Here is a 25,893-nt window from a genome sequence, read left to right as displayed (position 1 = left end):
GGCCGCAGCGCCACCAACGTGGTCGGCAACTCCGTCGCCGCCGCCGTGGTCGCCAAGTGGGAGGGCGAACTGGACGATCCGGAGCCGGAGCTCGAGGCCGCCAAGGCCTGAACCCGCCAAGCGCGGCTGATTGACTTCAGGGGAGAGAAGACCAATCTCTCCCCCGAGGGACCTCGGTTAGGAAAACCGCCATGAACGTCAAATCCATGATCCGGGCTGGCCTGCTGACGACGGCGCTCCTGGCCGCCTCGGCGCCGGCCCTGGCCGCCAACGCGCCCGACGACGCCGCCGCCGCGACCAAGCCGGCCCGCACCTGCTTCTACCTGTCGGACTGGGACGGCTGGAGCGCGCCGGACAAGGACACCCTGTACCTGAGGGTGCGCAATCGCGACGTCTATCGCGTGGACCTGTCGCACGGCACCAACCAGCTGACCTCGCCCGGCGTGCACCTGGTCTCGATCGTGCGGGGGGGCGACTCGATCTGCCATCCGCTGGACCTGGACCTGCGGGTGTCCGACGGCTTCGGCTTCGCCATGCCGATCCGGGCCAAGACCATCACCAAGCTATCGGTCGAACAGATCGCGGCCATCCCCAAGAAGGACCGGCCGTAGGGGCGGTCCTCTCGACCCGGCTTTTTCGGTCGGACCTTGGATTTCCCGGCGCCCGCTTCCAGGCGCCCGTCAGCCGGAGAGAGTCACATGAGCTTGCTGGATAGCCTGACGGGCGCCCTCGGGGGCCAGGGCGGCGCCGACCTTTCGGGGCTGGTCGAGACCATCGCCGGCCAGGGCGCGGCGGGCGGCGTCAGCGGCCTGGTCGAGGCGTTTCAGAAGGGCGGCCTGGGCGAGGTCGCCCAGTCATGGGTTTCCAGCGGGGCCAATCAGCCGATCTCGGCCGAACAGGTCCAGGCCGTGCTCGGCTCGGGCGCGATCGGGCAGTTCGCCGAGAAGCTGGGCGTCGATCCGCAGGTCGGCGCGGCCAAGCTGGCCGAGCTGCTGCCGGGTCTGGTCGATCGCCTGACGCCGGGCGGCCAGTTGCCGACCGAAGGCCTGGGCGGCGCGGTCGGCGACCTGCTGGGCGGCTTTCTCAAGACGTAGCCGCCGCCTCCAGCAGCGCCACCACCATCGCATTGACCGGCGTGGCGATCCCATGCCGGGCGCCCAGCCGGACGATCACGCCGTTGCGGGCGTCCAGCTCCATCGGCCGGCCGGCGGCGCGGTCGGCGTGCAAGGAGTTGATCCCGTCGGGCGGCCCCGCGCGATAGCCCTCGACCACCCTTTGCGGCAGGTCGGACGGCAGGTCCGCCCCCTCCGCCCGGCCCACCGCCACGCATTCGCCGACCAGGGCGCGCATGACCTCGGCGATCGGCTCGCGCCGCGCCACGCCCGCCGGCTTCAGCGTCAGGGCGTTGACCGCGCCGGCGCAGTTGAGCGCCAGCTTCCGCCAGGCGGCGGTCCGGAAGTCCGGCGTGGTCGAGACGCCGATCGGCGTGTGGGCGAACAGGCCCGCGAAGGCCTCGCCCGCCGCCCCCTCCGGAACCAGGATCGTGCCGTCGCGCCGCTGGCGCACCCGCCCGGGCGCGCCGCGCTCGGCCGGGATGTCGACCACCGCCGGGGTGATCCGGGCCGGCTCGACATAGGGGGTGAAGCGTTCGACATGCTCGACGCCGTTCTGCAGCACCGCCACGCGGGTGTCCGGCCCCACCAGCCGGGCCAGCCAGTCGCCGGTGGCGGCCGCGTCATAGGTCTTGGTCGTGACGATCGCCCAATCCACGGGCGAGGCCTGGTCGAGCGCGGTCAGCACGCGCGGCGTCGCCGTCAGCGGCCCGCCCGGCGTCTCGACCTCCAGCCGGTCGAACGCGGTGCGCACGCAGACCTCGACCGCCAGGCCGGGATCCTGCCCCAGCCAGGCGGCGACCACGCCGCCCACCGCCCCCGGACCGATCACCGCTATCCGCGTCATCTCGAAACTCCAGACAAAGAAACGCCGCCCCCTTTCGAGGGCGGCGGCATGTTATCCCCGTTTGTCCCTGCTTCTTCTGGCCTGTCTTATTCGGCCGGCAGGGTGTTCTCCGAGCGCTTCTGCAGCATGGTGTCGAAGCTCGACCACACGCCCTCCGCGCCGTGCCATTGGCCCCGGGTGGCCGCCTTGGAATATTCGGTGGCCCGGGCCTCGAAGAAGTTGGCGTGCTCCACGCCCGACAGCAGCGACTGCAGCCAGGGCAGCGGGTTTTCCTTCACGCCGTAGACCTCCGGCAGGGCCAGCTGGCGCAGACGCCAGTCGGCGATGAACCGGATGTATTGCTTGATGTCGTCGGGAGTCATGCCCTGCACGTCGCCCTGCTCGAAGGCCAGGTCGATGAAGGCGTCCTCCATGGTGACCACGGTCTTGCAGCAGTCGACGATGTCGTCGGCCACGGCCTTGGTGACCGCGCCGGTCTCCTTGTTGAACGTGTGGTACAGCTTGATGATGCCTTCGCAGTGCAGGCTCTCGTCGCGGATCGACCACGAGACGATCTGGCCCATGCCCTTCATCTTGTTGAAGCGCGGGAAGTTCATCAGCATCGCGAAGCTGGCGAACAGCTGCAGGCCCTCGGTGAAGCCGCCGAACATGGCCAGGGTGCGGGCGATGTCGGCGTTGGAGTCGACGCCGAACTTCTGCATGAAGTCGTGCTTGTCGCGCATGGCCTGGTATTCCATGAACGCGCCGAACTCGCTTTCCGGCATGCCGATGGTTTCCAGCAGCAGGGCGTAGGCCGCGATATGGATCGTCTCCATATTGGCGAACGACGACAGCATCATCTTCACTTCGGTGGGTTTGAACACCCGGCCGTAGCGTTCCATGTAGTTGTCGGCGACCTCGACGTCGCTCTGGGTGAAGAAGCGGAAGATCTGCGTCAGCAGGTTCCGTTCCTTGTCGTTCAGCTTGACGGCCCAGTCCTTGAGGTCCTCGCCCAGCGGCACTTCCTCGGGCATCCAGTGGACCTGCTGCTGCTTCTTCCAGAAGTCGTGGGCCCACGGGTAGCGGAAGGGCTTGTAGGCGCCGGAGGGGGTCAGCAGGCCGGGCGTGGTGATCAGCTTGGCGGACATCGAGGACGGCTCCAGGGCAGGCGGACGCGAATCGGACGGGCGGTTACAGTCTTTTGGTACCGGGGCTCCACGAGCGCATCTAGTGGCCAGATGGTCGCAGCACACAACATGTTGTGGGTAGATTGGGTAACGAAAGATGAATCAAGCTTACACCATCTATGGCGCGCTTGGCTCGGGGTCCGTGCCCGTCGAAGCCACTTTGACCCTTCTGGGGCAGCCCTACGCCGTCGTCGAGGCGCCCACCTGGGAGGGCGCCGCCCAGCAGGACAAGGTGGCGGGGGTCAATCCGCTCAGGCAGATCCCGGCCCTGGTCACGCCCGACGGCGAGACGATCACCGAAAGCGCCGCCATCCTGCTCTGGCTGGCCGACCGCCATCCCGAGGCGCGGCTGGCCCCGTCGCTCGATTCGCCCCTGCGCGGCCAGTTCCTGCGCTGGATGGTGTTCGTGCCGGCGGCGATCTATTCGCTGTTCTGGGTGCGCGACGATCCCTCGCGCCTGGGCGGGCCGGATCCCGAGATCCAGGCCCGGATCAAGGCCGCCACCGCCGAGCGCATCGCCGACTGCTGGGGGATGATGGAGCGCCAGCTGACGCCCCTTGGCGAGAAGATAGGGGGCCGCTACCTGCTGGGCGACGAACTGACGGTGCTGGACCTGTATGTCGCCGTCGTCAGCCGCTGGGGCCCGCGGCGCCAGCGGTTCTACGAGGCAGCGCCGAGGATGAGCGAGGTGGTCCGCCGCGTGGACGCCGATCCGCGGCTGGCGGCGTTCTGGGCCGAGCGGTTCCCGTTCGTGGAGGGATGGGAGAGTCGCGGGGCGGGGTAGGCGCGCGCCCCCTCAGTCGGCTTCGCCGACAGCTCCCCCAAAAGGGGGAGCATTTATGTCGTACGACGTCGGCCGATCAGATCCTCCCCCTCTGGGGGAGGTGGCCCGAAGGGCCGGAGGGGGTCAGCGGCGGATGACGCCCCCTTGGGAAACCGCCCACGATCCTGCTACCACCCTCCCCATGCTGACCGATCCCCTGTTCTACGCCGTCGCCATCCCCGCCGTGATCCTGCTGGGCCTGGCCAAGGGCGGGTTCGCGGGGATCGGGGTGGTGGCGGTGCCGCTGATGGCGCTGGTGATCTCGCCGGTGCTGGCCGCGGCGATCACCCTGCCGATCCTGCTGGCCCAGGACGTGGTCAGCGTCTGGAGCTTCCGCAGGACCTGGGACAAGGGCCTGCTGGTCCTGATGCTGCCGGCGGCGGCGGTCGGCATCTTCGTCGGCTGGCTGCTGGCGGCCCGGGTGTCGGTGGCGGCGGTCGAGCTGTCGATCGGCGTGATCTCGATCGCCTTCTCGCTGCAGCGGCTGTGGGCCGAGCGGGCGGTCAAGGCGGCCGAGGCCGTCGAGGCCGGGCCGGGCAAGCCCTGGCTGGGGGCCCTGTGCGGCGCGGCGGCCGGCTTCACCAGCCAGGTGGCCCACGCCGGCGGCCCACCGTTCCAGATCTATGTCCTGCCCCGCCGCCTGCCGCGCGACGTGTTCATCGGCACCAGCGCCATCTTCTTCGCGACGGTCAACTGGATGAAGGTGCCGGCCTATGTCGCCCTGGGCCAGTTCACGCCCCAGGTGCTGGCCACGGCGGCCGTGCTGCTGCCCCTGGCCCTGGCCTCGACCTGGGCCGGCGTCTGGCTGGTGCGCCGCGTGCCCGCCGAGGGCTTCTACAAGGTGATCTACGTCCTGCTGATCGCGGTCGGGGCCAAGCTGGCCTGGGACGGGGCGCACGGGCTGCTGGGCTGAGCCTCCCCTCGCCCCCGCGGCTGTCATCCCGGAAGCGCGGGGCGCTGTCCCGGGTGAGCCGAACCGCCTTCGCCCAGTCCCCTGGGTCCCGGACAGCCTCTGCGAGGCTTCCGGGATGACAACGGATTTTGCGCTCGTCGGGGCGCCCTATCCCAGCCACGATGATCGGCGTTTATATGTCACCGATTGAGCGTAGAGTGGGGGCCATGAGCGAGACGACCAGCATTCTTCCGGCCCCGGATCCGACCCAGGTTCCGGCGATCGTTCCGGCCACGCACTATCCGACGCCGGGCGCCAAGTACGCCGACCTGGTGGTGCACCTGGCCGGGCTGGCCTGCGCCCTGCTGGGCGGCGGCATCATGCTGGGCCTGGCGTTCGGCCTGGGCTCGCTGAGCCAGGTGGCGGCCATCGCCGTCTACACCGTCGGCCTGATCACCATGCTGTCGCTGTCGACCGCCTACAATTTCTCCACCGCCCGCTGGCGGCCGCTGCTGCGCCGCTTCGACCACGCCGGCATCTTCGTGATGATCGCCGCGTCCTACACCCCGTTCACCACCCAGAACCTGCACGGCTGGTGGGCGATCGGCATGACCACGGCGGTCTGGTCGGTGGCCGGGATCGGCGTCGCCGCCAAGCTGTTCCTGCCGGGCCTGGACAAGCGCTTCTGGGTCGGCCTCTACCTGGCCCTGGGCTGGCTGGTGCTGGTGGCCATCAAGCCGATGATCGCCGGCATGGGCTGGGTGGCCCTGCTGCTCCTGGCGATCGGCGGCGTGATCTATTCCACCGGTACGGTGTTCTACCTGATGAAGCGGCTGAAGTTCCGGCGGGCGATCTGGCACGGTCACGTGATCGGCGGCGCCGGCCTGCACTACGCCGCGGTGCTGGTCGGGGTGGTCCTGGCCTCGAGCGGTCATCCCTGAGTCAGCCTTGAGCACGCCGTCCGACCCCAAGAACCCCGTCCAGACCTTCTTCCGCGAACGTGCGGCCAACGCCCAGAGGGGCAAGCGGGCCCCCGCGCCCCTCGGCCACGCCGACAACACGATCGAGGCCGTCGGCTTCCCCGGGGTGCGGCTCAGCATCGACGAGGCCGACGAGGCCCTGCGCCGGGTCGCCGACCGCCTGGCCCCGCTGCGGCCGCTGCTGGGCCGCGACGACTTCAACATCCTGGCCCTGTCCGGCGGCGCGGCCGGCGGCGCCTTCGGGGCCGGCGCCCTGGTGGGCCTGACCAAGGCCGGGGCGCGGCCGGAATTCGCCATCGTCACCGGCGTCAGCACCGGCGCCCTGATCGCGCCCTTCGCCTTCCTCGGCCCGGCCTGGGACGACCGCCTGGCCGACGCCTATGTCGGCGGACACGCCTCCGAGCTGCTCAGCCTCAAGCGCCTGGGCCCGACCCTGGGTCCCAGCCTGTTCCGCGGCGACTCCCTGGACGGGCTGGTCGCGCCGTTCGTCGACCTGGAGCTGATCCAAGCCGTGGCCGGCGAGCACGCCCGCGGCCGCCGCCTGCTGATCGCCACCACCAATCTCGACAGCCAGAAGGCGACGATCTGGGACATGGGCGAGATCGCCACCCGGGGCGGCGAGGACGCCGTGCGGCTGTTCCGCGACGTGCTGGTGGCCTCCGCCACCCTGCCCGGCCTGTTCCCGCCCAAGCTGATCGACGTCGAGGTTCCCGACGGCGAAGGCGGCGCGACCCGCTATCAGGAAATGCACGCCGACGGCGGCATCGCCGCGCCGCTGTTCCTGATGCCCGACGCCCTGCTGCGCTGGCGCGAGCTGGGCCAGCGCCTGCGGCGCGGCCGGGTCTATGTGATCTTCAACACCGTGCTCGATCCCTCGCCCCTCACCACCCCGCCGGGCGTGACCTCGATCATGGGGCGCAGTTTCGAGACCATGCTGCGGTTCTCGTATCGCCAGGCGCTGAGCGTGGCCGCCGGCTTCTGCGCCCGGCACAACCTGCCGCTCTGGTCCGCCTCGATCCCGGCCAGCTTCTCGCACTTCAACATGATGAAGTTCGAGACCGCGGTCATGCGGCAGACCTTCGACGACGCCGAGGCCCTGGCGATCAGCGGGCGGCTGTGGTCCAGCGCCGTGCCGACCCCGGAACCGCTGTGGCGCGGCCTGTTCAAGCGCCAGCCGTCGACGCGGGGGCGGACCGTCAAGGATCCCATCCTCGTGCCGGCGACCGACCTGGCGCCCGCGGGCGAGACGCCCGTCGACCTGACGCCCCGCCGGGGGCCCGACCTGGAAGAGCCTATTTCTTGAGGTAGCGGGCGCGCAGCTTGTCGACGTTCGGCGGCGTGGCGCGGAAGTCCGAGGCCAGGCCCAGACGGGCGTTGCAGGACGGGCAGCGCACCGACTCCTCGTCGGCCAGCGTGGCCGGCGGGTCGAAGCGCGTGCCGCAGGGCTTGCACTTGAAGTCGCCGGTGGGCGGCGGCGGCGCGGGCGGCGGCGGCTCGGGGGCCATCACCACGACGCGCTTGGCGCCGGCCGGCCGGGGGATGCGCTCAAGCGGCGGCGGGCCGCCCGGCGCGGCGACGCCGCTTTTCAGGCTCAGGATCTTGCGGCGAGGCGGCTCGCTATCGCTCATGATGCTTGATGGCTCGACTGGAGGCCCGGCTGAAGGCGCGGTGAAGGACGGGCGCTAGCTGCATGATCTGGACCCGAAACTCAAGCGCCGAAGCACAGCGCGCCGGCACGGCCGTCCTACCAGTGCGGCCTCAGGCTGAACGAGAAGGCGACCATCTCGTCCTTCTGGGTGGCCATGCCCATGATCTGGTCCTTGGCCCTGATCTTGCGGTGCACATAGCCGAACGAGGCCTGCATCGGCCCCTTGCGCCAGGCCAGGCCGGCCTGGCCGTCGCCGACCAGCTTGCTGCTGGCGTCGGTGGTGACCCCGGCCCGGCTCCAGTCGCCGTCGCCGCTGCGCAGCATGTTCAGGCCCACGGCCTGGCCGCTGGCGGCGGCGAACATGTACCAGCGGCCGCGCTGGCCGAACTGGCGGCCGTCCTCGACGCCCAGCGAATTGACGACCTGGTCGCCCATCTTCTTGCCGAAACGGACCGTCGCCCCGGCCTCGGCCGAACCGCCGGCCCCGCCGAAGCCCAGGCCGGCGTGCGGCGTGACGTCCAGGGCGTACTTGCCCGCGCCCAGCGACACCGCCGCGGGCCAGCCCCGGGTCACGGTGACGTCGACGTCGCGGTCCTCGAAGCTGTCCTGCTCGGGGCGCACCAGGGCCAGCGGCCGGGTCTGGCCCACCGGCGCGACGCTGGCCACCGACACGCGGACCGAGTCGACGGCGTGCGCGCCCTCGCCGACCACGAAGGCGTTGGACCGCCAGGTGACCGGGCCGCGCCCCTCGTAATAGCGGTTGGCGTCCAGCAGGCGGGCGTCGCCATAGGCGCCGGCCGGCGACAGGGCGAAGCTGGGATCGCTGGCGCGTCCGGCCTTGCTGACGGGCGCCTCGGCGAAGCCGACGACGGCCGCGGCGGCGGGGCGCACATTGCGCACGCCCAGGTCCATGGCGGCGCCGGGACGCAGGTCGACGATGAAACTGGGCGAAGCGGTCTTGCGGGTGGCGCTGGACGCCCTATCTGAGGGCTTGGACGCCTTGGCGGACTTCGTCGGAGAGGCCTGGGCGGTGGCGACAGCCAGCGCGCTTACCCCCACGATCGCGACAAATGCCGTGCAAGCACGCATTCAGGTCCCCAGAACCCTTTTCCCCCTGGAAGCCTACTCGGAATTCGAATGACGTCCATGGGACAAATCCCCACGTCATCAACATTTCTTGCAGGCTAAGGTTCCCGACGCGAAAACGGCGCCGCGGGGGTCCGCGACGCCGTCGATCTCGAGGGCTCTGGAAGGCCCGCCTACTGGCAGGCCAGGCATTCCTCGTAGTCGGTCTTGGACGGCGCGTCGAAGCCGTTGGCGGGCCCCGCCACCGCGACATCGGACCCGGCGTAGGACGCCCGCTGCACCGACTTGGAGCGCAGGTAGTACAGCGACTTCACGCCACGCTCCCAGGCCTGCCAGTGCAGCATGTGCAGGTCCCATTTGTCGACGTCGCCGGGCAGGAAGATGTTCACCGACTGGCTCTGGCAGATTTCCGGCGTGCGGTCGGCGGCCAGTTCGACCACCCAGCGCTGGTCCAGTTCGAAGGCGGTCTTGTAGACGTCCTTGTCGTCCTGGCTGAGGAAGTCCAGGTGCTGGACCGAACCCTCGTTCTCCAGGATCGAGCCCCAGACCGCGTCGGTGTTCTGGCCCTTCTCCTCGAGCAGCTTCTCCAGGTAGGGGTTCTTCACCGCGAACGAGCCCGACAGGGTCTTGTGGGTGTATATGTTGGCCGGGATCGGCTCGATGCCGGCCGAGGTGCCGCCGCAGATGATCGAGATCGAGGCGGTCGGGGCGATGGCCAGCTTGTGCGAGAAGCGCTCCATCGAGCCGCGCTCGGCGGCGTCGGGGCACGGGCCCTTTTCCTCGCCGATCGCGATCGACGCCTTGTCGGCCTCGCGGCGCAGGTGCTTGAACATCCGCATGTTCCAGCTCTTGGCCAGGGCGCTCTCGAACGGCACGTTCTGGCTCTGCAGGAAGCTGTGGAAGCCCATCAGCCCCAGGCCCACCGAGCGCTCGCGCAGGGCGGCGTAGGCGGCGGCCTTGGCGGCGTCCGGGGCGCGGTCGATGAAGTCCTGCAGGACGTTGTCGAGGAAGCGCATGATGTCCTCGATGAACATCGGATGGTCGCGCCACTCCAGGAACGTCTCGGCGTTGACCGACGACAGGCAGCAGACCGCCGTGCGGTCGTTGCCCAGGTGGTCCAGGCCGGTGTGCAGCATGATCTCGCTGCACAGGTTCGACTGGCGAACCTTCAGGCCCAGCTCGCGCTGGTGCTGGGGCATGGCGCGGTTCACGGTGTCGGAGAAGATCAGGTAGGGCTCGCCGGTCTGCAGGCGCAGCTCCAGCACCTTCTGCCACAGGGCCCGGGCGTCGACCTCGCGCAGGACCTCGTTGGTCTTGGGCGAGCGCAGGCCGAACTTGTGACCGTCGCGGACGGCGTGCATGAACTCGTCGGTGATCGAGATGCCGTGGTGCAGGTTCAGGGACTTGCGGTTGAAGTCGCCCGACGCCTTGCGGATCTCCAGGAACTCCTCGATCTCCGGGTGGTGGATGTCCAGATAGACGGCCGCGGAGCCACGGCGCAGCGAGCCTTGGCTGATCGCCAGGGTCAGGCTGTCCATCACGCGGATGAAGGGGATGATGCCGCTGGTCTGGCCCTGGCCCTTGACCTTCTCGCCGATCGACCGGACGCCGCCCCAGTAGGTGCCGATGCCGCCGCCGTTGGCCGCCAGCCAGACGTTCTCGTTCCAGACGCCCAGGATGCCGTCCAGGCTGTCGTTGACGGCGTTCAGGAAGCAGCTGATCGGCAGGCCGCGCTCGGCGCCGCCGTTGCTGAGCACGGGGGTCGACGGCATGAACCACAGCTTGCTCATGTAGTCGTAGACGCGCTGGGCGTGGTCGGCGTCGTCGGCGAAGGCCGTCGACACCCGGGCGAACATGTCCTGGTAGGACTCGCCCGGCAGCAGGTAGCGGTCTTCCAGCGTGGTCTTGCCGAAATCGGTCAGCAGGGCGTCGCGCGCGCGGTCGACCTCGACCTTGCGCACCAGCGCCAGTTTCGGGCGTTCGGAAGTCCGCAGGCCTTCGGTGCGGGCCTGGGGCGTCGCCGTCGTCTTCGCCGCTTCACTGCTCATGATCAAAAATCCATAATCAATCAGCGAGTTCCGGAGAAGGGAACGCCCCGTCCAGCCGCTATATCTTGTGGCCGAGGAGCCCCCTCAGCCCACATATGGGGCCACAGTGGCTAATGACTCGTCAACGACGAGATGCGCCCCGCGGGCGAGTTTTTTCTTAACAAGCTGTGAACGAACGACGGTGTCCGGGAAGATGCTGGGCAGGATCAAGGGGTTGCACGGCCAAGGCAAACGCCCCTGCGACGCGCTGTCGCGGGCCACAAAGAAGTGATCCGGTCGCGGACCGGATTCCGCCAAAAGTCGCTTGCCTCGACGACGCTCCCGCCCGCCGGGCGATCCGACGTCCACGGCGCATCTTCCGCCCTCGTGCGGCGCCCCGCGGCGTGGCGGAGCGCAAAAGAAAAGGGCCCGGCGTCGCCGCCGGGCCCTCAACCTTAGTGACGATCTTGATCTTAGAAGTTGATCGAGATCGTGGAACGGCGGTTCAGCGGTTCCTTCACACCGTCGCCGGTGGCGACGGCGGGGGCGCTTTCGCCCTTCCAGTCCACGGCCAGGGTGTCGGCGGCGACACCGGCGCCGACCAGGGCGTCAGCCACGGCCTTCGCACGACGCTCCGAGAGCTTGGCGTTGTACTTCGGCGAACCCGAGGTGTCGGTGTGACCGACCACCACCAGCTTGGTGGCCTTGCCCGAGGTCGCGTAGTTCGCGGCTTCCGAAACCACCGACTGGGCTTCCGGCGTCAGGACGTACTGATCGAACGGGAAGTAGACGATGAACTCGCGCGCTTCGTACTGCACCGGCGGCGGAGGCGGCGGGGGCGGAGGAGGCGGCGGCGGCGGCGGCGGCGGCGGGGGAGGCGGCGGCGGGGGCGGCGGCGGGGGCGGCGAAGCGAAGGAGTAGCGCAGACCGACGGTCAGCGATTGGTCCTTGTACTGCCCTTCGAACGCGCCGGGCGCGATCGCGCTCGAGCTGGTGGTCTGCCAGCTGTGATCCTGGGTCGCGAACCAGCGATAGGTCACGTCAACCTTCAGCTTGTCGGTCGCCTTGATCGAGGCGCCGGCGATGGCCTGCCAGGCGACGGAGATGTCGTCGTCGTCGGCGGTCAGGTTCTGGATGGCCGGGTTGGTCGCGGTGACCGGGCCGACGCCGCTGTATTGACCCAGCGCGCTGACGTCCAGGCGGTTGATACCGACACCGGCGCCCAGGAAGGGGTTGATCCACGAGTCCGGCGCGAAATCGTACAGGACGTTGACCATCAGCGACCAGGAGTCGATCGAGCCCGACGGGCTGCCGCAGGTCGGAGCGGCCGCGGTGCGGGTCACGCCGGGGGTGCAGAGGCCGATCGGCTGCTGACGGACCGGGTTGCCACGGACGCTGGTCAGGTCGCCGGGACGATAGCCGCCCTCGACTTCGGCGCGCCAGTTCGGGTTGAACTGGTAGCCCAGGCGGACGAAGCCGGCCCAGTCGTCATCGGTCGACCAGGTCCAGTGCGCCGGAGCGCCGTCCCGCAGGTTCAGTTCCGATTCGGTGGTGATGCCCTCGGGCCAGTGGTAGCCAAGGTCGACCGCGCCGTACCAGCCGGTCTCTTGGGCCGAAGCGGCGCCAGCGGCGAACACCGCGGCCAGAGCCACTCCCGCCAGGAGTTGGAGTTTCATATCAAGAGCCCTCTATTGCCCTGCACCGGCCGAGACCGACCGAGCATTGTTATACCAAGGCGCGCGATCCGCGAAAGTGTCAGCAGAGCAACACCCGCCAGGTTTCGGCGTCTCCTGGAAGAAGACGCCGCGAACACCTGACCGCCCCCACAGAATCAACTTCCGAGCGTTTCGGCTGACTGTCTCGGAAAAAGCGCCAGCGTGGTACCGGTTCGCACGTGAATCCGCGCAGCGCAAGGCCTTGAGCACGTTTTGCCCTTCATGGAGGTGTAAAAACCTTGCATCCGGACCCGAATTCCGCCGCGGCGCGCAAGGGGCGCCGGCTACCTCAGTCCAGGGTCCGGCGATAGCGCGACATGGCGGCGGCGGCGATCGCCACGACAAATACCGCCAAGGCGGCAAGACTTGTCCACAGGCTCGGAAGATCCAATCCTTTAAGTAAAGAGCCGCGCACGACCCGCAGGAAATGGGTCACCGGAATCACGCTGCCCAGGGCCTGGGCCCAGGCGGGCATGCCGCGGAACGGGAACATGAAGCCCGACAGCAGGATCGACGGCAGAATGTAAAAGAATGACATCTGCACGGCCTGCAGCTGGTTTCGGGCCACCGTCGAGATCAGGAAGCCCAGCGACAGCGACCCGAGGATGAACAGCACCACGCCCAGGGCCAGGGCGTACCAGCCCCCGAGACCGCCCGCGCCCATCGGCACCGAGAACAGCACCCGCGCCAAGACCAGGATCACCACCGTCTGGATCAGCCCGACCACCACATAGGGCGACAGCTTGCCGATCATCACCTCGATCGGCCTGGCCGGCGTGGCCAGCAGGCTCTCCATGGTGCCGCGCTCGTATTCGCGGGTCATGCCCAGCGAGGTCATCATCACCAGGGTCAGGGACAGCACCACGCCCAGCAGGCCGGGGACGATGTTGTAGGCGGTGACGGCCTCGGGATTGTAGCGCCGGTGGATCACCACCTCGAACGGATCCTGGCCGCTCCCCATGCCGGGCGATGGGGCGGCCGCGCCGACGAGGTCGCGGGACAGCGCCGTGCGCGGAAGATTGGCCAGGGCGGCGATCGCCCCGCCGGTGGCGGCGGGATCGGAGGCGTCGGCCTCGACCAGGATCTGGGCGTCGTCGCCGCGCACCACGCGCCGGGTGAAGTCGGCCGGGATGGTCAGGGCGAACTGCACCTCGCCGCGGGCGATGGCCTGGTCCAGCTCCTCGGGCGAGGCGGCCTCGCGGACGATCTTGAAATAGCCGTTATGGGCCAGGGCCGAGAGGGTCGAGCGGGCCATCGGCCCGTGGTCCTGCACCAGCACCGCCGTGGGCAGGTCGCGCGGGTCGCTGTTGATGGCGTAGCCGAACAGCATCAGCTGGATGATCGGCATGACCAGGATCATCGCATAGGTCAGCCGGTCGCGGGTGAGCTGGATGAACTCCTTGGTCAGCACCGCCAGGATGCGGTTCAGGGACAGGCCGCGGTCGGCTGGCGCCCCCGGATCGGAAGACCGGGCGCTCATTGGAAATTGTCCCGCGACGCGGCCATCAGCTGGATGAACACGTCCTCCAGGGTGGGCGAGACCTCGGTCCAGGCCAGCGGCGGCTTGCGATAGGGGGCGATGGCCGCCTCCAGCGCCGCGCGGTCCTGGCCGCTGACATGCAGGGCGGCGCCGAACGGCGCGGCCATGGCCACGCCCGGCGCCCGGGCCAGCTCACGGCCCAGGCGGTCGGCCCCCGGCCCCTCGGCGCGGAAGGTCGTCAGGCCCGACTGGCCGATCACCTCGGCCAGGGTCCCGCGCGCCATCAGCTTGCCATAGGCGATGTAGGCGATGTCGTGGCAGCGCTCGGCCTCGTCCATGTAGTGGGTCGAGACCATGACGGTCAGACCCTCGGCCGACAGGGCGTGGATCTCGTCCCAGAACTCTCGCCGGGCTTGGGGATCAACGCCCGCCGTGGGTTCGTCCAGCAACAGCAGGCGCGGCTCGTGCAGCACGCAGGCGGCCAGGGCCAGGCGCTGCTTCCAGCCGCCCGACAGGCTGCCGGCCAGCTGCCGGGCGCGCTGGGCCAGGCCCAGGCGGTCCAGGGCGTCATCGACCCGCTGGCGGCGGCGGTCCAGGCCGTAGATCCGGGCCGTGAAGTCCAGGTTCTCGCGGATCGACAGGTCCTCGTAGAGCGAGAACTTCTGGGTCATGTAGCCGGTCTGGCGCTTGATCGCCTCGGCGCGCCGACGGAAGTCCAGGCCCAGCACCGTCCCCTCGCCGCCGTCCGGGGTCAGCAGGCCGCACAGCATGCGCAGGGTGGTGGTCTTGCCCGAGCCGTTGGGGCCCAGGAAGCCGGTGATCTTGCCCGCCCCCACCTGGATGGTCAGGTCCTGGACCACGTGCTTGTCGCCGTACGACTTGTCCAGGCCGCGCACGTCGACGGCGAGGTCGCCCCCTGGCTCGTCCTGGGCCAGGCCGGCGGCGCTCACCGGCCCGCCGCCTTCAGCGGGACGACGTCGACCGGCAGGCCGGGCGGCAGGTCGGCCGGATGGTCCGGCAGGGCCTCGACCAGGAACACCAGCCGGTCGCGGGCGTCGCGGCTGTAGATCACCGGCGGGGTGAACTCGGCCCGGGGACTGACGAAATTGATCCGGGCGCCCAGGCCCGGCTTGCAGCCGTCGCAGGCGAAGGCGATCCGCGTCCCCGGCCTGTAGAGCGCGACCTCGGCCTGGGGCACGTAGAAGCGCAGGCGCACCCGGTCGTCGGCCAGCAGGGCCACCACCGGCTGGTTGGCCGCCACCCACTCGCCGGGCTGGTAGAAGACGTCCTGCACCCGGGCCGCCGCCGGGGCCCTGGGGCTGATCTGATCCAGGCGGTTCTGGGCGGCCGCCAGCTGGTTGCGAGCCGCGGCGGCCTGGCTTTCGGCGGCGCGGACGGCGTCGGGCCGCGCGCCCAGCGTGCCGACCCGGCGCTGCTGCTCGACCGTGCGGACATTGGCCTGGGCGGTCTTCAGGGCGGCCCGCGCCTGGTCCAGCCGGGCCGGCGCATAGATCCCCCTGGCCGCCAGCGGCGCGACCCGGTTGTAGTCGGCCCGCGCCTCGGCGAGAGCGGCGGCGGCCGCCGCCCGCTGGGCGTCGTAGACCGCCAGTTCGTCGGGCCGCTGGCCCTTGGCGGCGTCCAGCGCCTGGGACTGGGCGGCGGCGGCCTGCGAGGCGGCCTGGTCGCGGGCGGCGACCAGCTGGGCGGCGTCCAGGGCGAACAGCGGCTGGCCGGCGGCCACGCGCTGCCCCCGCTGGACGGAGACCGTGCTGACCGGCCCGGCCGCCGACGCCCCGACATACAGGGTCTCGCCCTCGACATAGCCCGACAGCCGCCGGGGGTGGGCCGCGCCCGGCCCCCAGACCCGCCAGGCGACGAAGCCGACCAGGCCGACGGCGGCCACGACCAGGGCGATGCGAACCGGCGGCGTCATGCGCGCCCCTCCCCCGGCCGGACCAGCATGCCCTGCAGGACGACCTCGGCGTGCTGGGCCAGCAGGGCCTTCAGATCGATCGGCTTGACCCCGACCGGCGCGAACACCTCGCGCCACAGCACGCCCAGCAGCAGCGGCCCGGCCAGGCTGAACACATAGAGCTGGGGGTCGCCGGGCCGCACCTCGCCGCGCGCCTGGGCGGCGGCCACAGCCCCGCCCATGGCCCCCAGCATCACCGAGACCACGTCCTCGTGCCAGACCTTGGCCAGTTCGGGAAAGTTGCGCGACTCGCCGATCACCATCTTGGCCACCGCGCCCAGCCGGCCCTCGGTGATCACCTCGGCGACGCGGGCGAAGGCCAGGCGGATCAGGTCGTCGAACGGCAGCGGGCTCTGGGCGACGAAGCCGGCGACGGTCGCCAGGTTCGGGACGATCGTCTCGCGCACCACCGCCCGGAACAGGTCCTGCTTGGTCTCGAAATAGAGATAGAGCGCCCCCTTGGAGATCCCGGCCCGGGCGGCGATGTCGTCCAGGCGCGCGGCGGCGAAGCCCTTCTCGGAAAACACCTCCAGCGCCGCGGCGAGGATCTCGCCGGGCCGGGCCTCGCTGCGTCGTCGCCATTTGGGTTGGCCGGGCTGCATGATGGGGGCTCAATATATAACTGACGGGTCAGTTATATACGAAAACGAGATATCCACAACCCCTCGCCCAACGGCATGGCCCCTTCCGACAGGAAAGCGACCCTACCTGCATCGCTTCATCTTCAGCGGAGCGGGCGTCAGCTCCTTCCGGCGTCCCGCAGCCGCTTGCGCTTGCCCCCCAGCGCATCGGGCCGGTTCAGCACCTTGCGGTACTCGTCGCGGCGTTCGTGGATCGAGGCGATGACCAGGCCCATGGGCACGCCGATGTCGACCAGCACGGCTTCCGACAGCTGCAGCGAGGCCTCGATGGTCTCGGGCACGGCGTCGGTGGCGCCCAGCTCGTAGAGGCGGGCGGCGTGGCGGGCGTCGCGGGCCCGGGCGACGATGGTCAGGTCGGGGCGATGGCCGCGGGCCGCGGCGACCACCGCCTCGGCGGCCTCGGGCGAGTCCATGGTCACCACCACCGCCCGGGCATAGTCCAGGCCGCAGCGCTCGAGCAGCTCGACCCGCGAGGCGTCGCCGAAATAGACCTGGTGGCCGTTGCGGCGGCCCTGCTGGACGAAGCCGGGGTCGCGGTCGATGGCGATCCAGGGCAGGTCGTGGCGGTCCAGCATGTCGCCGACCAGCCGGCCGACCCGGCCGTAGCCGACCACCAGCACCCGGCCGACGGGCTCCTCGCCCTGGTGCTCGTCGGCAACCTCGGGCGCCTCGCTGACCGGGGCCGGGGCGCGCCTGGCCAGCCGCCCGCCGATCCCCGACAGCAGCGGGATCAGGAACATGGTCAGGGTCGCGGCCACCAGCACCGCCTGGCCGATCTGGCCCGAGACCACGCCGGCGGCCATGGCGTTGTCCAGGATCACGAAGGCGAACTCGCCGCCGGCCGCCAGGGTCAGGGCCGCCTCGATCGCCGCCCGCCCCGACAGGCCCAGCAGCCGCCCCAGCCCGACGACCATCACCGCCTTGACGCCCACCAGGCCCAGGGCGACGGCCAGCACGAAGACCGGCGAGGCGACCAGCAGCGACAGGTCCAGGCGGATGCCCAGCGACACGAAGAACAGGCTCAGCAGCAGGCCCTTGAACGGCTCGATCTTGACCTCGACCTCGTGGCGGTACTCGGTCTCGGCCAGCAGGATGCCGGCCACGAAGGCGCCCAGGGCCATCGACAGGCCCGACAGCGAGGCCACCAGCCCGGCGCCGATGATCACCAGCAGGCAGGCGGCCATGAACATCTCTTCGCTCTTGGCCTTGGCGACCGAGCGCATCATCGGCCGCAGGGCCAGGCGGCCGAACAGCACGATCACCCCCAGGCCGACCACCGCCGGGCCCAGGGCCAGCAGGTCGCCCAGGCCGAACGTCCCGTCGCCACGGCCGAGAATGGCCAGGGTGATCAGGATCGGCGCCACCGCCAGGTCCTGGAACAGCAGCACCGAGAAGGTCGCCCGTCCGCCCTCGGCGTGCAGCCGCCTGCGCTCGACCAGCACCGGCACGGCGATGGCGGTGGACGACAGGGCCAGGGCCGCGCCGATCGCCAGGGCCGCCACCGGCGGCTGGCCCAGGGCCATGGCGATCAGTCCCAGGGCCAGCGAGCAGCCGATCATCTGCAGGGCGCCCAGGCCGAACACCAGCTTGCGCATCAGCCGCAGGCGCTCCCACGACAGCTCCAACCCGATCATGAACAGCAGGAACACCACCCCGAACTCGGCCAGCTGGGCGATTTCGTCGGGATTGTCGACGGTGACGTAGTCCAGCCAGGGGAAGGCGTGGCTCAGCGCCCCCAGGCCGAACGGCCCCAGGATCACCCCGGCGATCAGGAAGCCGAGGATGGGGTTCAGCTTCAGCCGCTTGAACAGCGGCGCGACGATGCCCGCCGTGGCCAGGAACAGCACCAGGTCCTTGTAGTCCGCCGGCGACATCGCATGGTTCACGTGGTGGAGCCCCCTGTTCTCGCGTTCCTAGCCGGCGACCTTCAGCCTCACGCCCGCCCCCGCCTCGTCCCCTGGGTCGTTTCCGGGCGCGATCAGCGCGACCCCGCCGGCCTCCAGCGCGTCGATCAGCAGCCGTTCGGTGCTATGGTGCAAGGCATGCCGCTCGGTCTCGAAATCCTTGACCGTGCTGCGCGACACGCCGGCCCGGTCGGCCAGCTCGCCCTGCGACCAGCTGAGCAGGCCGCGCGCGCCCCGGCACTGGGCCGGCAGGAGAATTTTGGCGTGGGGCATCTGGCGCTCCAAGGCATCTTCACCCATATTGGTTGAGTACGCCCGAAAACGTTGACCGTCAAGGAGCGCCTTTGCACCACACCTCGCTGATCGCCACCATCGTCGCCGGCCTGGGCCTGGCCTTCGTGTTCGGCGCCATCGCCAACCGCCTGAAGCTGCCCGTGCTGGTCGGCTACCTGGTGGCGGGCGTGGTCGTCGGCCCGTTCACCCCCGGCTACGTGGCCGACCAGGAACTGGCCCCGCAGCTGGCCGAGATCGGGGTGATCCTGCTGATGTTCGGGGTGGGGCTGCACTTCTCGATCAAGGACCTGCTGGCGGTGCGCAAGATCGCCATCCCCGGCGCGGTGGCGCAGATCCTGGCCGCCACCGTCATGGGGATCGGCCTGGCCCACCTGCTGGGCTGGACCCTGGGGGCGGGGATCGTGTTCGGCCTGGCCCTGTCGGTGGCCTCGACCGTGGTGCTGCTGCGCGCCCTGCAGGAGCGGCGGCTGATCGAGACCGACCGCGGCCGCATCGCCGTCGGCTGGCTGATCGTCGAGGACCTGGCCATGGTGCTGGCCCTGGTGCTGCTGCCGGCCCTGTCGGGGATCCTGGGCGGCGAGGCCCCGCCCCCCGGCCCCGGCGGCGTCGCGGGCGCCTTCGCCATGACCCTGGGCAAGGTCGCCGCGTTCGTGGCCCTGATGCTGGTGGTCGGCCGCCGGCTGATCCCGTGGATCCTGCACCGCATCGCCCACACCGGCTCGCGTGAGCTGTTCCGCCTGGCGGTGCTGGCCATCGCCCTGGGCGTCGCGTTCGGCTCGGCCGCGCTGTTCGGCGTCTCCTTCGCCCTCGGCGCCTTCTTCGCCGGCATGATCATGGCCGAGAGCGAGCTGTCCCAGCAGGCCGCCAACGAGACCCTGCCGCTGCGCGACGCCTTCGCGGTGCTGTTCTTCGTGTCGATCGGCATGCTGTTCAACTGGTCGGTGATCCTGCGCGAGCCCCTGGCCGTGCTGGCTGTCCTGGCGATCATCGTGGTCGGCAAGTCGGTCGCCGCCTATCTGATCGTGCTTTTCTTCAAGCGCCCGCAGAGCGTGGCCCTGACCATCTCGGCCAGCCTGGCCCAGATCGGCGAGTTCTCGTTCATCCTGGCCGGACTGGGCGTGTCGCTGAAGCTGCTGCCCAAGGCGGGCCAGGACCTGATCCTGGCCGGGGCCATCCTGTCGATCCTGCTCAACCCGCTGCTGTTCGCCCTGTTGGACAAGCTCTTGCCGAAGCTGGCCGGACGGGCCGGCGAACCGGCCGCTCCGGCCGCGGCGGCCCAGCCGCACGGCGTGCTGGTCGGCTACGGCCGGGTCGGCAAGGCCCTGGCCGAGGGGCTGAAGGGCCGCATGCCGCTGGTGGTGGTCGAGGACGAGGGCGAGCGGGCCGACGCGCTGCGGGCCGGCGGCTTCGAGGTGGTCCAGGGCAACGCGGTCAGACCAGAGGTGCTGCTGCGGGCCGGTCTGGCCCAGGCCACCCACCTGTTCGTCGCCGTGCCCAGCCCGTTCGAGGCCGCCCGGATCATCGAACAGGCCCGCGCCGCCAATCCGGCGGTCAAGATCATCGCCCGGGCCTATACCGACAACGACGTCGACCTGCTGACCCAGATGGGCGCGACCCACGCCCTGATCGGCGAGCAGGAGATCGCCCGCGGCATGCTGGCCCTGGCCCCGAAACGGCCGCCGCCGGCGGCGTCCGTGCATTAGGGATCGCCGCGCCGCTGGCGGCTACGGATACCTCCCCCTCTGGGGAGGTGGCCCGAAGGGTGTAGCGCGACATTTGGTTTCGCAGCATCAGACACTTGGTTTCGCAGTGCTTCCGAAATTCAGAATGACGAACGCCCTGGTCGAAAGCCAGGGCGTTCCCTTTAGGGCCTTCCACGGCGTTCTGTGGCGTTCCAAGCCGCAGCTAGGCGCCCTAGCACGCCTGGCCCAATCCGGTTCGTTCTCTGCTGCAGCTGAAGGTAGGGGCGGAACGCGTTTTCGAGTTCGGTCAGCCGTGCGTTCTTCCAAGCGCGGGCGTGGTCGCCTTCGAGGTCAAAGCTTACCTGTACGAAATCCCGTTCGTAGCCCCGCCGGTCCACTACGATCTTGCGAAGCTCGGCCATGTAGCCGGCAACGTCGGGGCCTAGGAGAAATTCGGCGTCCGCCTCGGCGTCGTTGAACGCGCCGAACACCTCCAGGATGTCGTCGCTGAAAGGCTCGTCTACGCTCATGATGATTTGCCGGCACGCGACGTAGACCGGCCGTCTCTTATCGTAGAGATCCAACTGCAGCTTGGTGTGAGCGGTGATCCACTGACGCAGCGCGATCGTCGCAGCGATAGCGCCCACGACAAAAACGGCGCCCGCACTGAAGACGGGCGCGTACTGCACGAAGAATGGCGCGGCGGGCGTCGGCGGGCACTGGCCGAAAATCTGCATATGCTTGCACCCTCCCGTTGCGCCTGCATTCTATGAGCTTGGCCTTAGCGGTGGGCAACCCAATGAACTGTACGCCGGCACCCTGGCATTTCACCTGGTGGGGGGTCTGGTATCCCTGGGCCGAGGCGAACACCGGCCTCCTGTCGGTGATCCAGAGCGTGCTGTCCGTGGCCGCGCTGGGAGTGGCGATTGGGTTTGCCCTGCACGAGCAAAAGCGAGCGATCAAGGCTGAGGCTGAGGCCCAGCGGATGCACCGTGAAGCTGGCGATGAACGCGCTCGGGAACGCACCCGCGCGGAGATCGCGCAAGCCAGAGCCCTGGTCGACGCCCAGCTGGAACAAATCACAAGCTACAGCCTGGTGGTCGAAGGCCTATTCAGTAAGGCGCATTTGGAGATGCAAGCCGAGTATCAGTCCCTGGACGCGCTTCACCCTGACGTTTTAGCACGGAGCTACCCGCACGAGATGAAGTCGGCCAGCACCGCCAGAAATGTCGCTGACAGCTTGATCGCCCTGCAGCCGACAAGTCCGAAGGATGCGGCTGTGATCCTTTACGCGCAGGAGATCATCGCCGGCGCCCGGGCGGTCGCGGATCGCGAACCGACCACGGCGCATGCGAACCGACTGACGCTTAGGTCTTCGATCGTGGATCTTGAGGCCGCTCGCAACAGATTCGCGAAGAGAGTGAGGCGTCTCGCCGGAGAGCTGAAGCGCAAGCAAGTCCAACTCGACGCGGCCGTAAACTAAGCGGGACCGGACACTTGTCCGGGGCGAAGGCCTAGGCGACTTCGCTGATTGTGGGGGCTCAACGGACGCACGTCCACCCCGTTCCAAAGAGCCCGCCGCAGATCATGAAAAAGCGCCTCGCCATCTTCAAGGCCGGTACGCACCGCGCCGAGAACGGCCGGACCTACACCTTCAGCGAAGGCGACGTCGCCGCCATTGCGGCCGCCTACGACCCCTCGCTTCACCAGGCGCCCTACGTCCTGGGCCACCCTAAGAATTCCGACGCTCCGGCCTGGGGCTGGGCGGGTAAGCTCGAAGTCGAGAACGGCGACCTGTTCGCCGAGGGCGCCCGAACGTCTAATCGACACTGCGAAATCGACTGTCTAAAAACGAGCCGAAGGCCCAAATTGGCCGAAAACGGCAGACATCGTCGATCGACCGATTTTTTGGACCACCGCCCTGCAAACTCCTTCTGCACAAGGATTTGACGAGGTCGGCTTCCAGCAAGCGAGCCGTTGAAACAGGGAGACGGCGATGGCCAGACTCGTGTTCGGAATGATGCAGTCGCTGGACGGCTATGTCGCCGGCCCGCCGGGCGGGCCGGACCTGCCGGCGCCCGGCCCGGCGCTTCACCGCCACTTCAACGACCACGTCCGCGGCCTGGCCGGCTGCCTCTATGGCCGGCGCCTCTACGAGATGATGCGGTACTGGGACGAGGACCGGCCGGAGTGGGACGCGGTCGCGCGCGACTACGCCGAGGCCTGGCGGGCGCGGCCGAAATGGGTCGTGTCCGGCTCGCTGACCTCGGTCGGCCCCAATACGACCCTGGTTTCCAGCGACGTCGAGGCCTTCGTCCGGCGACTGAAGGTCGAGGTCGACGGCGACATCGACGTGGCGGGACCGGAGCTGGCGGCCAGCCTGACCGAGCTTGGCCTGATCGACGACTATCACCTCTACCTGCGTCCGTTCGTGCTGGGCGGCGGAAAGCCCTATTTCGCCGGGGCGCGACCGCCCTTGCGCCTGGTCGCCAACGACCTCGTCCCGGAGGACGCCGTCAGGCTGGCCTTCGTCCCCGCCTGAACGGCGGGCCTGAACGGCTGGACCGGACATCACCGGCTGCGATCGCCCCGGGATCGGCTATAAGGTCACGCCATGACCCGCCTCGCCCTCGCCGCCCTCGCCGCCCTCGCCCTCCCTACCTTCGCCGCGCCCGCCCAGGCCGCCGACTACCGCGTCGGCGGGATCGAGATCCGCCATCCCTGGACCCGTCCGGCCAAGGCCGGCATGAACGGGGTCGGCTACCTGACCCTGGTCAATGTCGGCGCCAAGCCCGTGCGGCTGCTGATGGTCCAGAGCCCCGTCGCCCGCGCGGTGACCCTGCACCAGACCAGCGTGGCGGACGGGGTGTCGTCGATGCGCGAGGTGACCGGCGGGCTGCGGGTCGCGCCCGGCGCCCGCGTCGCCTTCGCGCCCGGCGGCTATCACCTGATGCTGATGGGCCTGACCCGCGCCCAGGTTCCGGGCGACAAGGTCCCGCTGACCCTGGTGTTCGACGGCGGCCGGCGGATCCGCATCGAACTGGCGGTGGAATCGGGCGTCCCAAAACCCGGCGCCGGCCCCGCCGCGCCCGATCCGATGGCCGGCATGCATCACGACCACTGAACATGACAAAAAAGTAAGGGACGAAACGCCCCGGTTGATGGCCAAGTCGCGGTTCGGATTTTCAACGGATCGCTGCTTCATGAAACGAATCTGGTTCGCCGCCGCCGCCATGGCCGCGCTGTCCCTGTCCGCCTTCGGGGCGAACGCCCGCGAAGACCACGACCACGCCTGCCTGAACGACGCCTGCACGATGCAGTCGCTGTTCGTCGCCGCCGACACGGCCGCCGCCGGCCCGGCGGTGATGTCGCTGGAGTCGCCGCGCTACGGCGACTGGGGCTTCGACGTCGCCGGCATGGACCGCTCGGCCCGGCCGGGCGACGACTTCTACAAGTTCGCCAACGGGACCTGGGACGCCAACACCGCCATCCCCAGCGACCGCACCCGCTACGGCAATTTCGACAAGCTGGCCGAGCTGTCGGAAGCCCGCACCAAGGCGATCATCACCGAGGCCGCCGCGAGCAAGGCGCCCGACGCCGACACGGTCAAGATCGGCGCCGCCTACAAGGCCTTCATGGACGAGGCCCTAGCCGAAAAGCTGGACGCCAAACCGATCGCGGTCGAGCTGGCCGACATCCGCAAGGTCGGGACCAAGGACGACTTCACCGCCCTGATGGGCCGCAACCCCACCACCGGCTTCTCGGCGATCCTGGGCCTGGGCATCAGCCCCGACGCCAAGAACCCCACGCGCTACGCCGTCTACGCCGCGACCGGCGGCCTCAGCCTGCCCGACCGCGACTATTATCTCGACGCCAAGTTCGCCGAGAAGAAGGCCGCCTACGAGGCCTATGTCGCCCAGCTGCTGACGATGATCGGCTGGGACAAGCCCGCGGAGAACGCCAAGGCGATCGTCGCGTTCGAGACCCAGCTGGCCGAGGCGTCGTGGACCCGCGCCGAGCGCCGCGACCGCGACAAGACCTACAACCCCATGACCCTGGCCCAGCTGCAGGGCCTGACCCCGGGCTTCGCCTGGAACCGCTACCTGGTGGGAACCGAGCTGCCGGCGATCGACCGCGTGGTGGTGACCACCAACACCGCCTTCCCCAAGTTCGCCAAGATCTACGCCGACACCCCGCTGGACACGCTGAAGGCCTGGCAGGCCTTCAAGGTCGCCGACGGCGCCGCGCCGCTGCTGTCCAAGCGCTTCGTCGACGCCAGCTTCGCGTTCCGCAACAAGACCCTGGCCGGCCAGCCCGAGCAGAAGCCGCGCTGGAAGCGCGCCGTGGCCTCGGTCAACGGCCAACTGGGCGAGGCGGTCGGCCGGGTCTATGTGGCCCGCTACTTCCCGCCGGACTCCAAGGCCAAGATGGTCGACCTGGTCGGCAACATCCGCGGCGTCCTGAAGGCCCGCCTGGAGACGCTGGACTGGATGTCGCCGCAGACCAAGGCCCAGGCCGAGGACAAGCTGGCCCAGTTCACCGTCAAGATCGGTTATCCCGACAAGTGGCGCGACTATTCCAAGCTGGTGATCAAGCCGGACGACGTCTACGGCAACGCCCTGCGCTCCGGCGCCTTCGAGTGGCGCCACGACGTCGAGCGCCTGAACCAGCCGGTCGACAAGACCGAGTGGGGCATGACCCCGCAGACGGTCAACGCCTACTACAACTCGGTCAATAACGAGATCGTCTTCCCGGCCGCCATCCTGCAGGCCCCGTTCTTCCATCCGGACGCCGACCCGGCCGTCAACTACGGCGGCATCGGCGGGGTGATCGGCCACGAGATCAGCCACGGCTTCGACGACCAGGGCCGCAAGTCGGACGGCAAGGGCGTGCTGCGCGACTGGTGGACCGCCGAGGACGCCGCCAAGTTCAAGGCCCAGGCCGACAAGCTGGGCGCCCAGTACGGCGCCTTCGAGCCGCTGCCCGGCGCCAAGGTCAACGGCCAGCTGACCATGGGCGAGAACATCGGCGACATGGGCGGCCTGGCCTTCGCCCTGCAGGCCTATCACGCCTCGCTGGCCGGCAAGCCCGCCCCGGTGCTCGACGGCTTCACGGGCGACCAGCGGGTCTATCTGGGCTGGGCCCAGGTCTGGCGCTCGAAGATCCGCGACGACGCCCTGCGCCAGCAGGTGGTCAGCGACCCCCACTCGCCGGCCTACTACCGCGTCAACGGCACGATCCGGAACCAGGACGGCTGGTACGGCGCCTTCGACGTCAAGCCCGGCGACAAGCTGTACGTCGCGCCGGAGGATCGGGTCCGGATCTGGTAGGTCAGGTCAGGAGCGCCGTGAAAACCCTCTCCCCACGGGAGAGGGGTTCAAGGTGATAGAACGCAAAAAAATGGCGGCCCACATCGCGGGGCCGCCATTTTTATCGAGTCCGTCAAAAACTCGAAATCAGACCTGAAAACACTAAACCCGTCGCGGGGGATAATCGCGACGGGTCCAGCTATTTCTCGATCATTCGATCTAGGTGGGCGTTTCCTCCCCGAAACGCCGAAGGAAGGGAGCTCTCTTTGGGCCCGTTTCTTCCTTGCCAGGGTTAGAAACGGCAAATCCGGGATG

At 69.4% G+C, this 25,893-nt stretch carries 26 protein-coding genes; 13 read left to right on the top strand and 13 right to left on the bottom strand.

Translation table 11 applies throughout. The features are described 5' to 3' along the window. From AC07NX_RS08625 to AC07NX_RS08615, 3 genes are all read left to right on the top strand, one after another. Positions 1 to 111: hypothetical protein (locus AC07NX_RS08625; RefSeq protein WP_494640891.1), on the top strand; the 111-nt coding region annotated here is incomplete at its 5' end. Between the two features lie 80 nt (positions 112 to 191). Next, positions 192 to 611: a DUF6491 family protein gene (locus tag AC07NX_RS08620; RefSeq protein ID WP_494640867.1), complete on the top strand. Its 420-nt coding sequence runs from the start codon at positions 192 to 194 to the stop codon at positions 609 to 611. A gap of 36 nt (positions 612 to 647) precedes the next feature. Then, complete coding sequence (locus AC07NX_RS08615; protein WP_494640865.1) at positions 648 to 1,094, top strand: YidB family protein; 447 nt, start codon at positions 648 to 650, stop codon at positions 1,092 to 1,094. Here AC07NX_RS08615 and AC07NX_RS08610 read toward each other — a convergent pair. Together AC07NX_RS08610 and AC07NX_RS08605 are read right to left on the bottom strand one after the other, a co-directional pair. Then, the gene (locus tag AC07NX_RS08610) at positions 1,084 to 1,959 is read right to left on the bottom strand and encodes a 2-dehydropantoate 2-reductase (protein ID WP_494640863.1); all 876 of its coding nucleotides are present in this window, start codon (positions 1,957 to 1,959) and stop codon (positions 1,084 to 1,086) included. The genes AC07NX_RS08615 and AC07NX_RS08610 overlap by 11 nt on opposite strands. 86 nt (positions 1,960 to 2,045) lie before the next feature. Beyond that, complete coding sequence (locus AC07NX_RS08605; protein WP_035079492.1) at positions 2,046 to 3,086, bottom strand: ribonucleotide-diphosphate reductase subunit beta; 1,041 nt, start codon at positions 3,084 to 3,086, stop codon at positions 2,046 to 2,048. Between the two features lie 136 nt (positions 3,087 to 3,222). Here AC07NX_RS08605 and AC07NX_RS08600 point away from each other — a divergent pair, with 136 nt between their 5' ends. The 4 genes from AC07NX_RS08600 to AC07NX_RS08585 all read left to right on the top strand — a co-directional run bounded on the left by AC07NX_RS08600 (position 3,223) and on the right by AC07NX_RS08585 (position 7,123). Further along, positions 3,223 to 3,909: a glutathione S-transferase family protein gene (locus AC07NX_RS08600; protein WP_494640861.1), complete on the top strand. Its 687-nt coding sequence runs from the start codon at positions 3,223 to 3,225 to the stop codon at positions 3,907 to 3,909. A 181-nt stretch (positions 3,910 to 4,090) separates the two neighbouring features. Beyond that, a complete protein-coding gene (locus AC07NX_RS08595) occupies positions 4,091 to 4,861 on the top strand; it encodes a sulfite exporter TauE/SafE family protein (protein WP_494640859.1) in 771 nt (256 codons plus the stop codon). A gap of 206 nt (positions 4,862 to 5,067) precedes the next feature. Beyond that, entirely contained in the window at positions 5,068 to 5,781 is a 714-nt protein-coding gene (gene trhA, locus AC07NX_RS08590; RefSeq protein ID WP_494640857.1) for a PAQR family membrane homeostasis protein TrhA, read from the top strand. A 7-nt stretch (positions 5,782 to 5,788) separates the two neighbouring features. Then, entirely contained in the window at positions 5,789 to 7,123 is a 1,335-nt protein-coding gene (locus tag AC07NX_RS08585) for a patatin-like phospholipase family protein (RefSeq protein ID WP_494640855.1), read from the top strand. Here AC07NX_RS08585 and AC07NX_RS08580 read toward each other — a convergent pair. From AC07NX_RS08580 to AC07NX_RS08535, 10 genes are all read right to left on the bottom strand, one after another. Next, on the bottom strand, positions 7,113 to 7,448 hold the full coding sequence (locus AC07NX_RS08580) for an FmdB family zinc ribbon protein (RefSeq protein ID WP_494640853.1): 336 nt from the start codon (positions 7,446 to 7,448) through the stop codon (positions 7,113 to 7,115). The genes AC07NX_RS08585 and AC07NX_RS08580 overlap by 11 nt on opposite strands. Before the next feature lie 116 nt (positions 7,449 to 7,564). Then, positions 7,565 to 8,557 carry a lipid A-modifier LpxR family protein gene (locus AC07NX_RS08575; protein ID WP_494640851.1) on the bottom strand — a complete coding sequence of 331 codons (993 nt, stop codon included), beginning with the start codon at positions 8,555 to 8,557 and terminating at the stop codon, positions 7,565 to 7,567. 170 nt (positions 8,558 to 8,727) lie between these two features. Next, a complete protein-coding gene (locus AC07NX_RS08570; RefSeq protein ID WP_494640849.1) occupies positions 8,728 to 10,602 on the bottom strand; it encodes a ribonucleoside-diphosphate reductase subunit alpha in 1,875 nt (624 codons plus the stop codon). Positions 10,603 to 11,054: 452 nt separating this feature from the next. Beyond that, positions 11,055 to 12,257 carry an OmpA family protein gene (locus AC07NX_RS08565; RefSeq protein WP_494640847.1) on the bottom strand — a complete coding sequence of 401 codons (1,203 nt, stop codon included), beginning with the start codon at positions 12,255 to 12,257 and terminating at the stop codon, positions 11,055 to 11,057. Positions 12,258 to 12,585: 328 nt separating this feature from the next. Further along, positions 12,586 to 13,776 carry an ABC transporter permease gene (locus AC07NX_RS08560; RefSeq protein WP_494640845.1) on the bottom strand — a complete coding sequence of 397 codons (1,191 nt, stop codon included), beginning with the start codon at positions 13,774 to 13,776 and terminating at the stop codon, positions 12,586 to 12,588. Beyond that, a complete protein-coding gene (locus AC07NX_RS08555) occupies positions 13,773 to 14,726 on the bottom strand; it encodes an ABC transporter ATP-binding protein (RefSeq protein ID WP_494640843.1) in 954 nt (317 codons plus the stop codon). Before AC07NX_RS08555 ends, AC07NX_RS08560 begins: the two co-directional genes overlap by 4 nt. Further along, positions 14,723 to 15,709: an HlyD family secretion protein gene (locus tag AC07NX_RS08550; protein ID WP_494640841.1), complete on the bottom strand. Its 987-nt coding sequence runs from the start codon at positions 15,707 to 15,709 to the stop codon at positions 14,723 to 14,725. The genes AC07NX_RS08555 and AC07NX_RS08550 overlap by 4 nt, the downstream gene beginning before the upstream one ends. Then, complete coding sequence (locus AC07NX_RS08545) at positions 15,706 to 16,350, bottom strand: TetR/AcrR family transcriptional regulator (protein ID WP_494640839.1); 645 nt, start codon at positions 16,348 to 16,350, stop codon at positions 15,706 to 15,708. The genes AC07NX_RS08550 and AC07NX_RS08545 overlap by 4 nt, the downstream gene beginning before the upstream one ends. A gap of 137 nt (positions 16,351 to 16,487) precedes the next feature. Further along, entirely contained in the window at positions 16,488 to 18,263 is a 1,776-nt protein-coding gene (locus AC07NX_RS08540; RefSeq protein ID WP_494640889.1) for a cation:proton antiporter domain-containing protein, read from the bottom strand. A 39-nt stretch (positions 18,264 to 18,302) separates the two neighbouring features. Then, positions 18,303 to 18,566: a helix-turn-helix transcriptional regulator gene (locus tag AC07NX_RS08535; RefSeq protein ID WP_494640837.1), complete on the bottom strand. Its 264-nt coding sequence runs from the start codon at positions 18,564 to 18,566 to the stop codon at positions 18,303 to 18,305. 71 nt (positions 18,567 to 18,637) lie between these two features. On the opposite strand from AC07NX_RS08535, the gene ybaL reads away from it, so the two are divergent. Beyond that, a complete protein-coding gene (gene ybaL, locus AC07NX_RS08530) occupies positions 18,638 to 20,290 on the top strand; it encodes a YbaL family putative K(+) efflux transporter (protein WP_494640835.1) in 1,653 nt (550 codons plus the stop codon). Positions 20,291 to 20,451: 161 nt separating this feature from the next. Here ybaL and AC07NX_RS08525 read toward each other — a convergent pair whose 3' ends face one another. Further along, complete coding sequence (locus tag AC07NX_RS08525; RefSeq protein WP_494640833.1) at positions 20,452 to 21,006, bottom strand: hypothetical protein; 555 nt, start codon at positions 21,004 to 21,006, stop codon at positions 20,452 to 20,454. Positions 21,007 to 21,068: 62 nt separating this feature from the next. Here AC07NX_RS08525 and AC07NX_RS08520 point away from each other — a divergent pair, with 62 nt between their 5' ends. From AC07NX_RS08520 to AC07NX_RS08500, 5 genes are all read left to right on the top strand, one after another. Next, on the top strand, positions 21,069 to 21,752 hold the full coding sequence (locus AC07NX_RS08520; protein WP_494640831.1) for a hypothetical protein: 684 nt from the start codon (positions 21,069 to 21,071) through the stop codon (positions 21,750 to 21,752). A 104-nt stretch (positions 21,753 to 21,856) separates the two neighbouring features. Next, complete coding sequence (locus AC07NX_RS08515) at positions 21,857 to 22,219, top strand: hypothetical protein (protein WP_494640829.1); 363 nt, start codon at positions 21,857 to 21,859, stop codon at positions 22,217 to 22,219. Positions 22,220 to 22,265: 46 nt separating this feature from the next. Further along, positions 22,266 to 22,811 (top strand): dihydrofolate reductase family protein, encoded by a 546-nt coding sequence (locus tag AC07NX_RS08510; RefSeq protein WP_494640827.1) that lies wholly within the window; start codon positions 22,266 to 22,268, stop codon positions 22,809 to 22,811. A gap of 72 nt (positions 22,812 to 22,883) precedes the next feature. Beyond that, positions 22,884 to 23,393 (top strand): copper chaperone PCu(A)C, encoded by a 510-nt coding sequence (locus AC07NX_RS08505; RefSeq protein WP_494640825.1) that lies wholly within the window; start codon positions 22,884 to 22,886, stop codon positions 23,391 to 23,393. A 79-nt stretch (positions 23,394 to 23,472) separates the two neighbouring features. Further along, positions 23,473 to 25,599, top strand: a complete 2,127-nt coding sequence (locus AC07NX_RS08500) for a M13 family metallopeptidase (protein WP_494640823.1) — start codon at positions 23,473 to 23,475, stop codon at positions 25,597 to 25,599. Positions 25,600 to 25,893: the final 294 nt, after the last annotated feature.

The sequence above is a fragment of the Caulobacter sp. GW821-FHT09A05 genome (assembly GCF_059418465.1).
Note: the sequence above shows the minus strand (reverse complement) of the source record. Positions and strands in the feature narration are given on the sequence as shown.

What these genes read in the sequence shown, in the direction of transcription:
- AC07NX_RS08565 (WP_494640847.1), bottom strand. Translation starts at nt 12,257, where the DNA reads ATGAAACTCCAACTCCTGGCGGGAGTGGCTCTGGCCGCGGTGTTCGCC.
- AC07NX_RS08580 (WP_494640853.1), bottom strand. Translation starts at nt 7,448, where the DNA reads ATGAGCGATAGCGAGCCGCCTCGCCGCAAGATCCTGAGCCTGAAAAGC.
- AC07NX_RS08525 (WP_494640833.1), bottom strand. Translation starts at nt 21,006, where the DNA reads ATGCAGATTTTCGGCCAGTGCCCGCCGACGCCCGCCGCGCCATTCTTC.
- AC07NX_RS08605 (WP_035079492.1), bottom strand. Translation starts at nt 3,086, where the DNA reads ATGTCCGCCAAGCTGATCACCACGCCCGGCCTGCTGACCCCCTCCGGC.
- AC07NX_RS08575 (WP_494640851.1), bottom strand. Translation starts at nt 8,557, where the DNA reads ATGCGTGCTTGCACGGCATTTGTCGCGATCGTGGGGGTAAGCGCGCTG.
- AC07NX_RS08515 (WP_494640829.1), top strand. Translation starts at nt 21,857, where the DNA reads ATGAAAAAGCGCCTCGCCATCTTCAAGGCCGGTACGCACCGCGCCGAG.
- AC07NX_RS08570 (WP_494640849.1), bottom strand. Translation starts at nt 10,602, where the DNA reads ATGAGCAGTGAAGCGGCGAAGACGACGGCGACGCCCCAGGCCCGCACC.
- AC07NX_RS08500 (WP_494640823.1), top strand. Translation starts at nt 23,473, where the DNA reads ATGAAACGAATCTGGTTCGCCGCCGCCGCCATGGCCGCGCTGTCCCTG.
- AC07NX_RS08600 (WP_494640861.1), top strand. Translation starts at nt 3,223, where the DNA reads ATGAATCAAGCTTACACCATCTATGGCGCGCTTGGCTCGGGGTCCGTG.
- AC07NX_RS08620 (WP_494640867.1), top strand. Translation starts at nt 192, where the DNA reads ATGAACGTCAAATCCATGATCCGGGCTGGCCTGCTGACGACGGCGCTC.
- AC07NX_RS08545 (WP_494640839.1), bottom strand. Translation starts at nt 16,350, where the DNA reads ATGCAGCCCGGCCAACCCAAATGGCGACGACGCAGCGAGGCCCGGCCC.
- AC07NX_RS08520 (WP_494640831.1), top strand. Translation starts at nt 21,069, where the DNA reads ATGAACTGTACGCCGGCACCCTGGCATTTCACCTGGTGGGGGGTCTGG.
- trhA (WP_494640857.1), top strand. Translation starts at nt 5,068, where the DNA reads ATGAGCGAGACGACCAGCATTCTTCCGGCCCCGGATCCGACCCAGGTT.
- AC07NX_RS08550 (WP_494640841.1), bottom strand. Translation starts at nt 15,709, where the DNA reads ATGACGCCGCCGGTTCGCATCGCCCTGGTCGTGGCCGCCGTCGGCCTG.
- AC07NX_RS08595 (WP_494640859.1), top strand. Translation starts at nt 4,091, where the DNA reads ATGCTGACCGATCCCCTGTTCTACGCCGTCGCCATCCCCGCCGTGATC.
- AC07NX_RS08610 (WP_494640863.1), bottom strand. Translation starts at nt 1,959, where the DNA reads ATGACGCGGATAGCGGTGATCGGTCCGGGGGCGGTGGGCGGCGTGGTC.
- AC07NX_RS08560 (WP_494640845.1), bottom strand. Translation starts at nt 13,776, where the DNA reads ATGAGCGCCCGGTCTTCCGATCCGGGGGCGCCAGCCGACCGCGGCCTG.
- AC07NX_RS08505 (WP_494640825.1), top strand. Translation starts at nt 22,884, where the DNA reads ATGACCCGCCTCGCCCTCGCCGCCCTCGCCGCCCTCGCCCTCCCTACC.
- AC07NX_RS08540 (WP_494640889.1), bottom strand. Translation starts at nt 18,263, where the DNA reads ATGTCGCCGGCGGACTACAAGGACCTGGTGCTGTTCCTGGCCACGGCG.
- AC07NX_RS08535 (WP_494640837.1), bottom strand. Translation starts at nt 18,566, where the DNA reads ATGCCCCACGCCAAAATTCTCCTGCCGGCCCAGTGCCGGGGCGCGCGC.
- AC07NX_RS08510 (WP_494640827.1), top strand. Translation starts at nt 22,266, where the DNA reads ATGGCCAGACTCGTGTTCGGAATGATGCAGTCGCTGGACGGCTATGTC.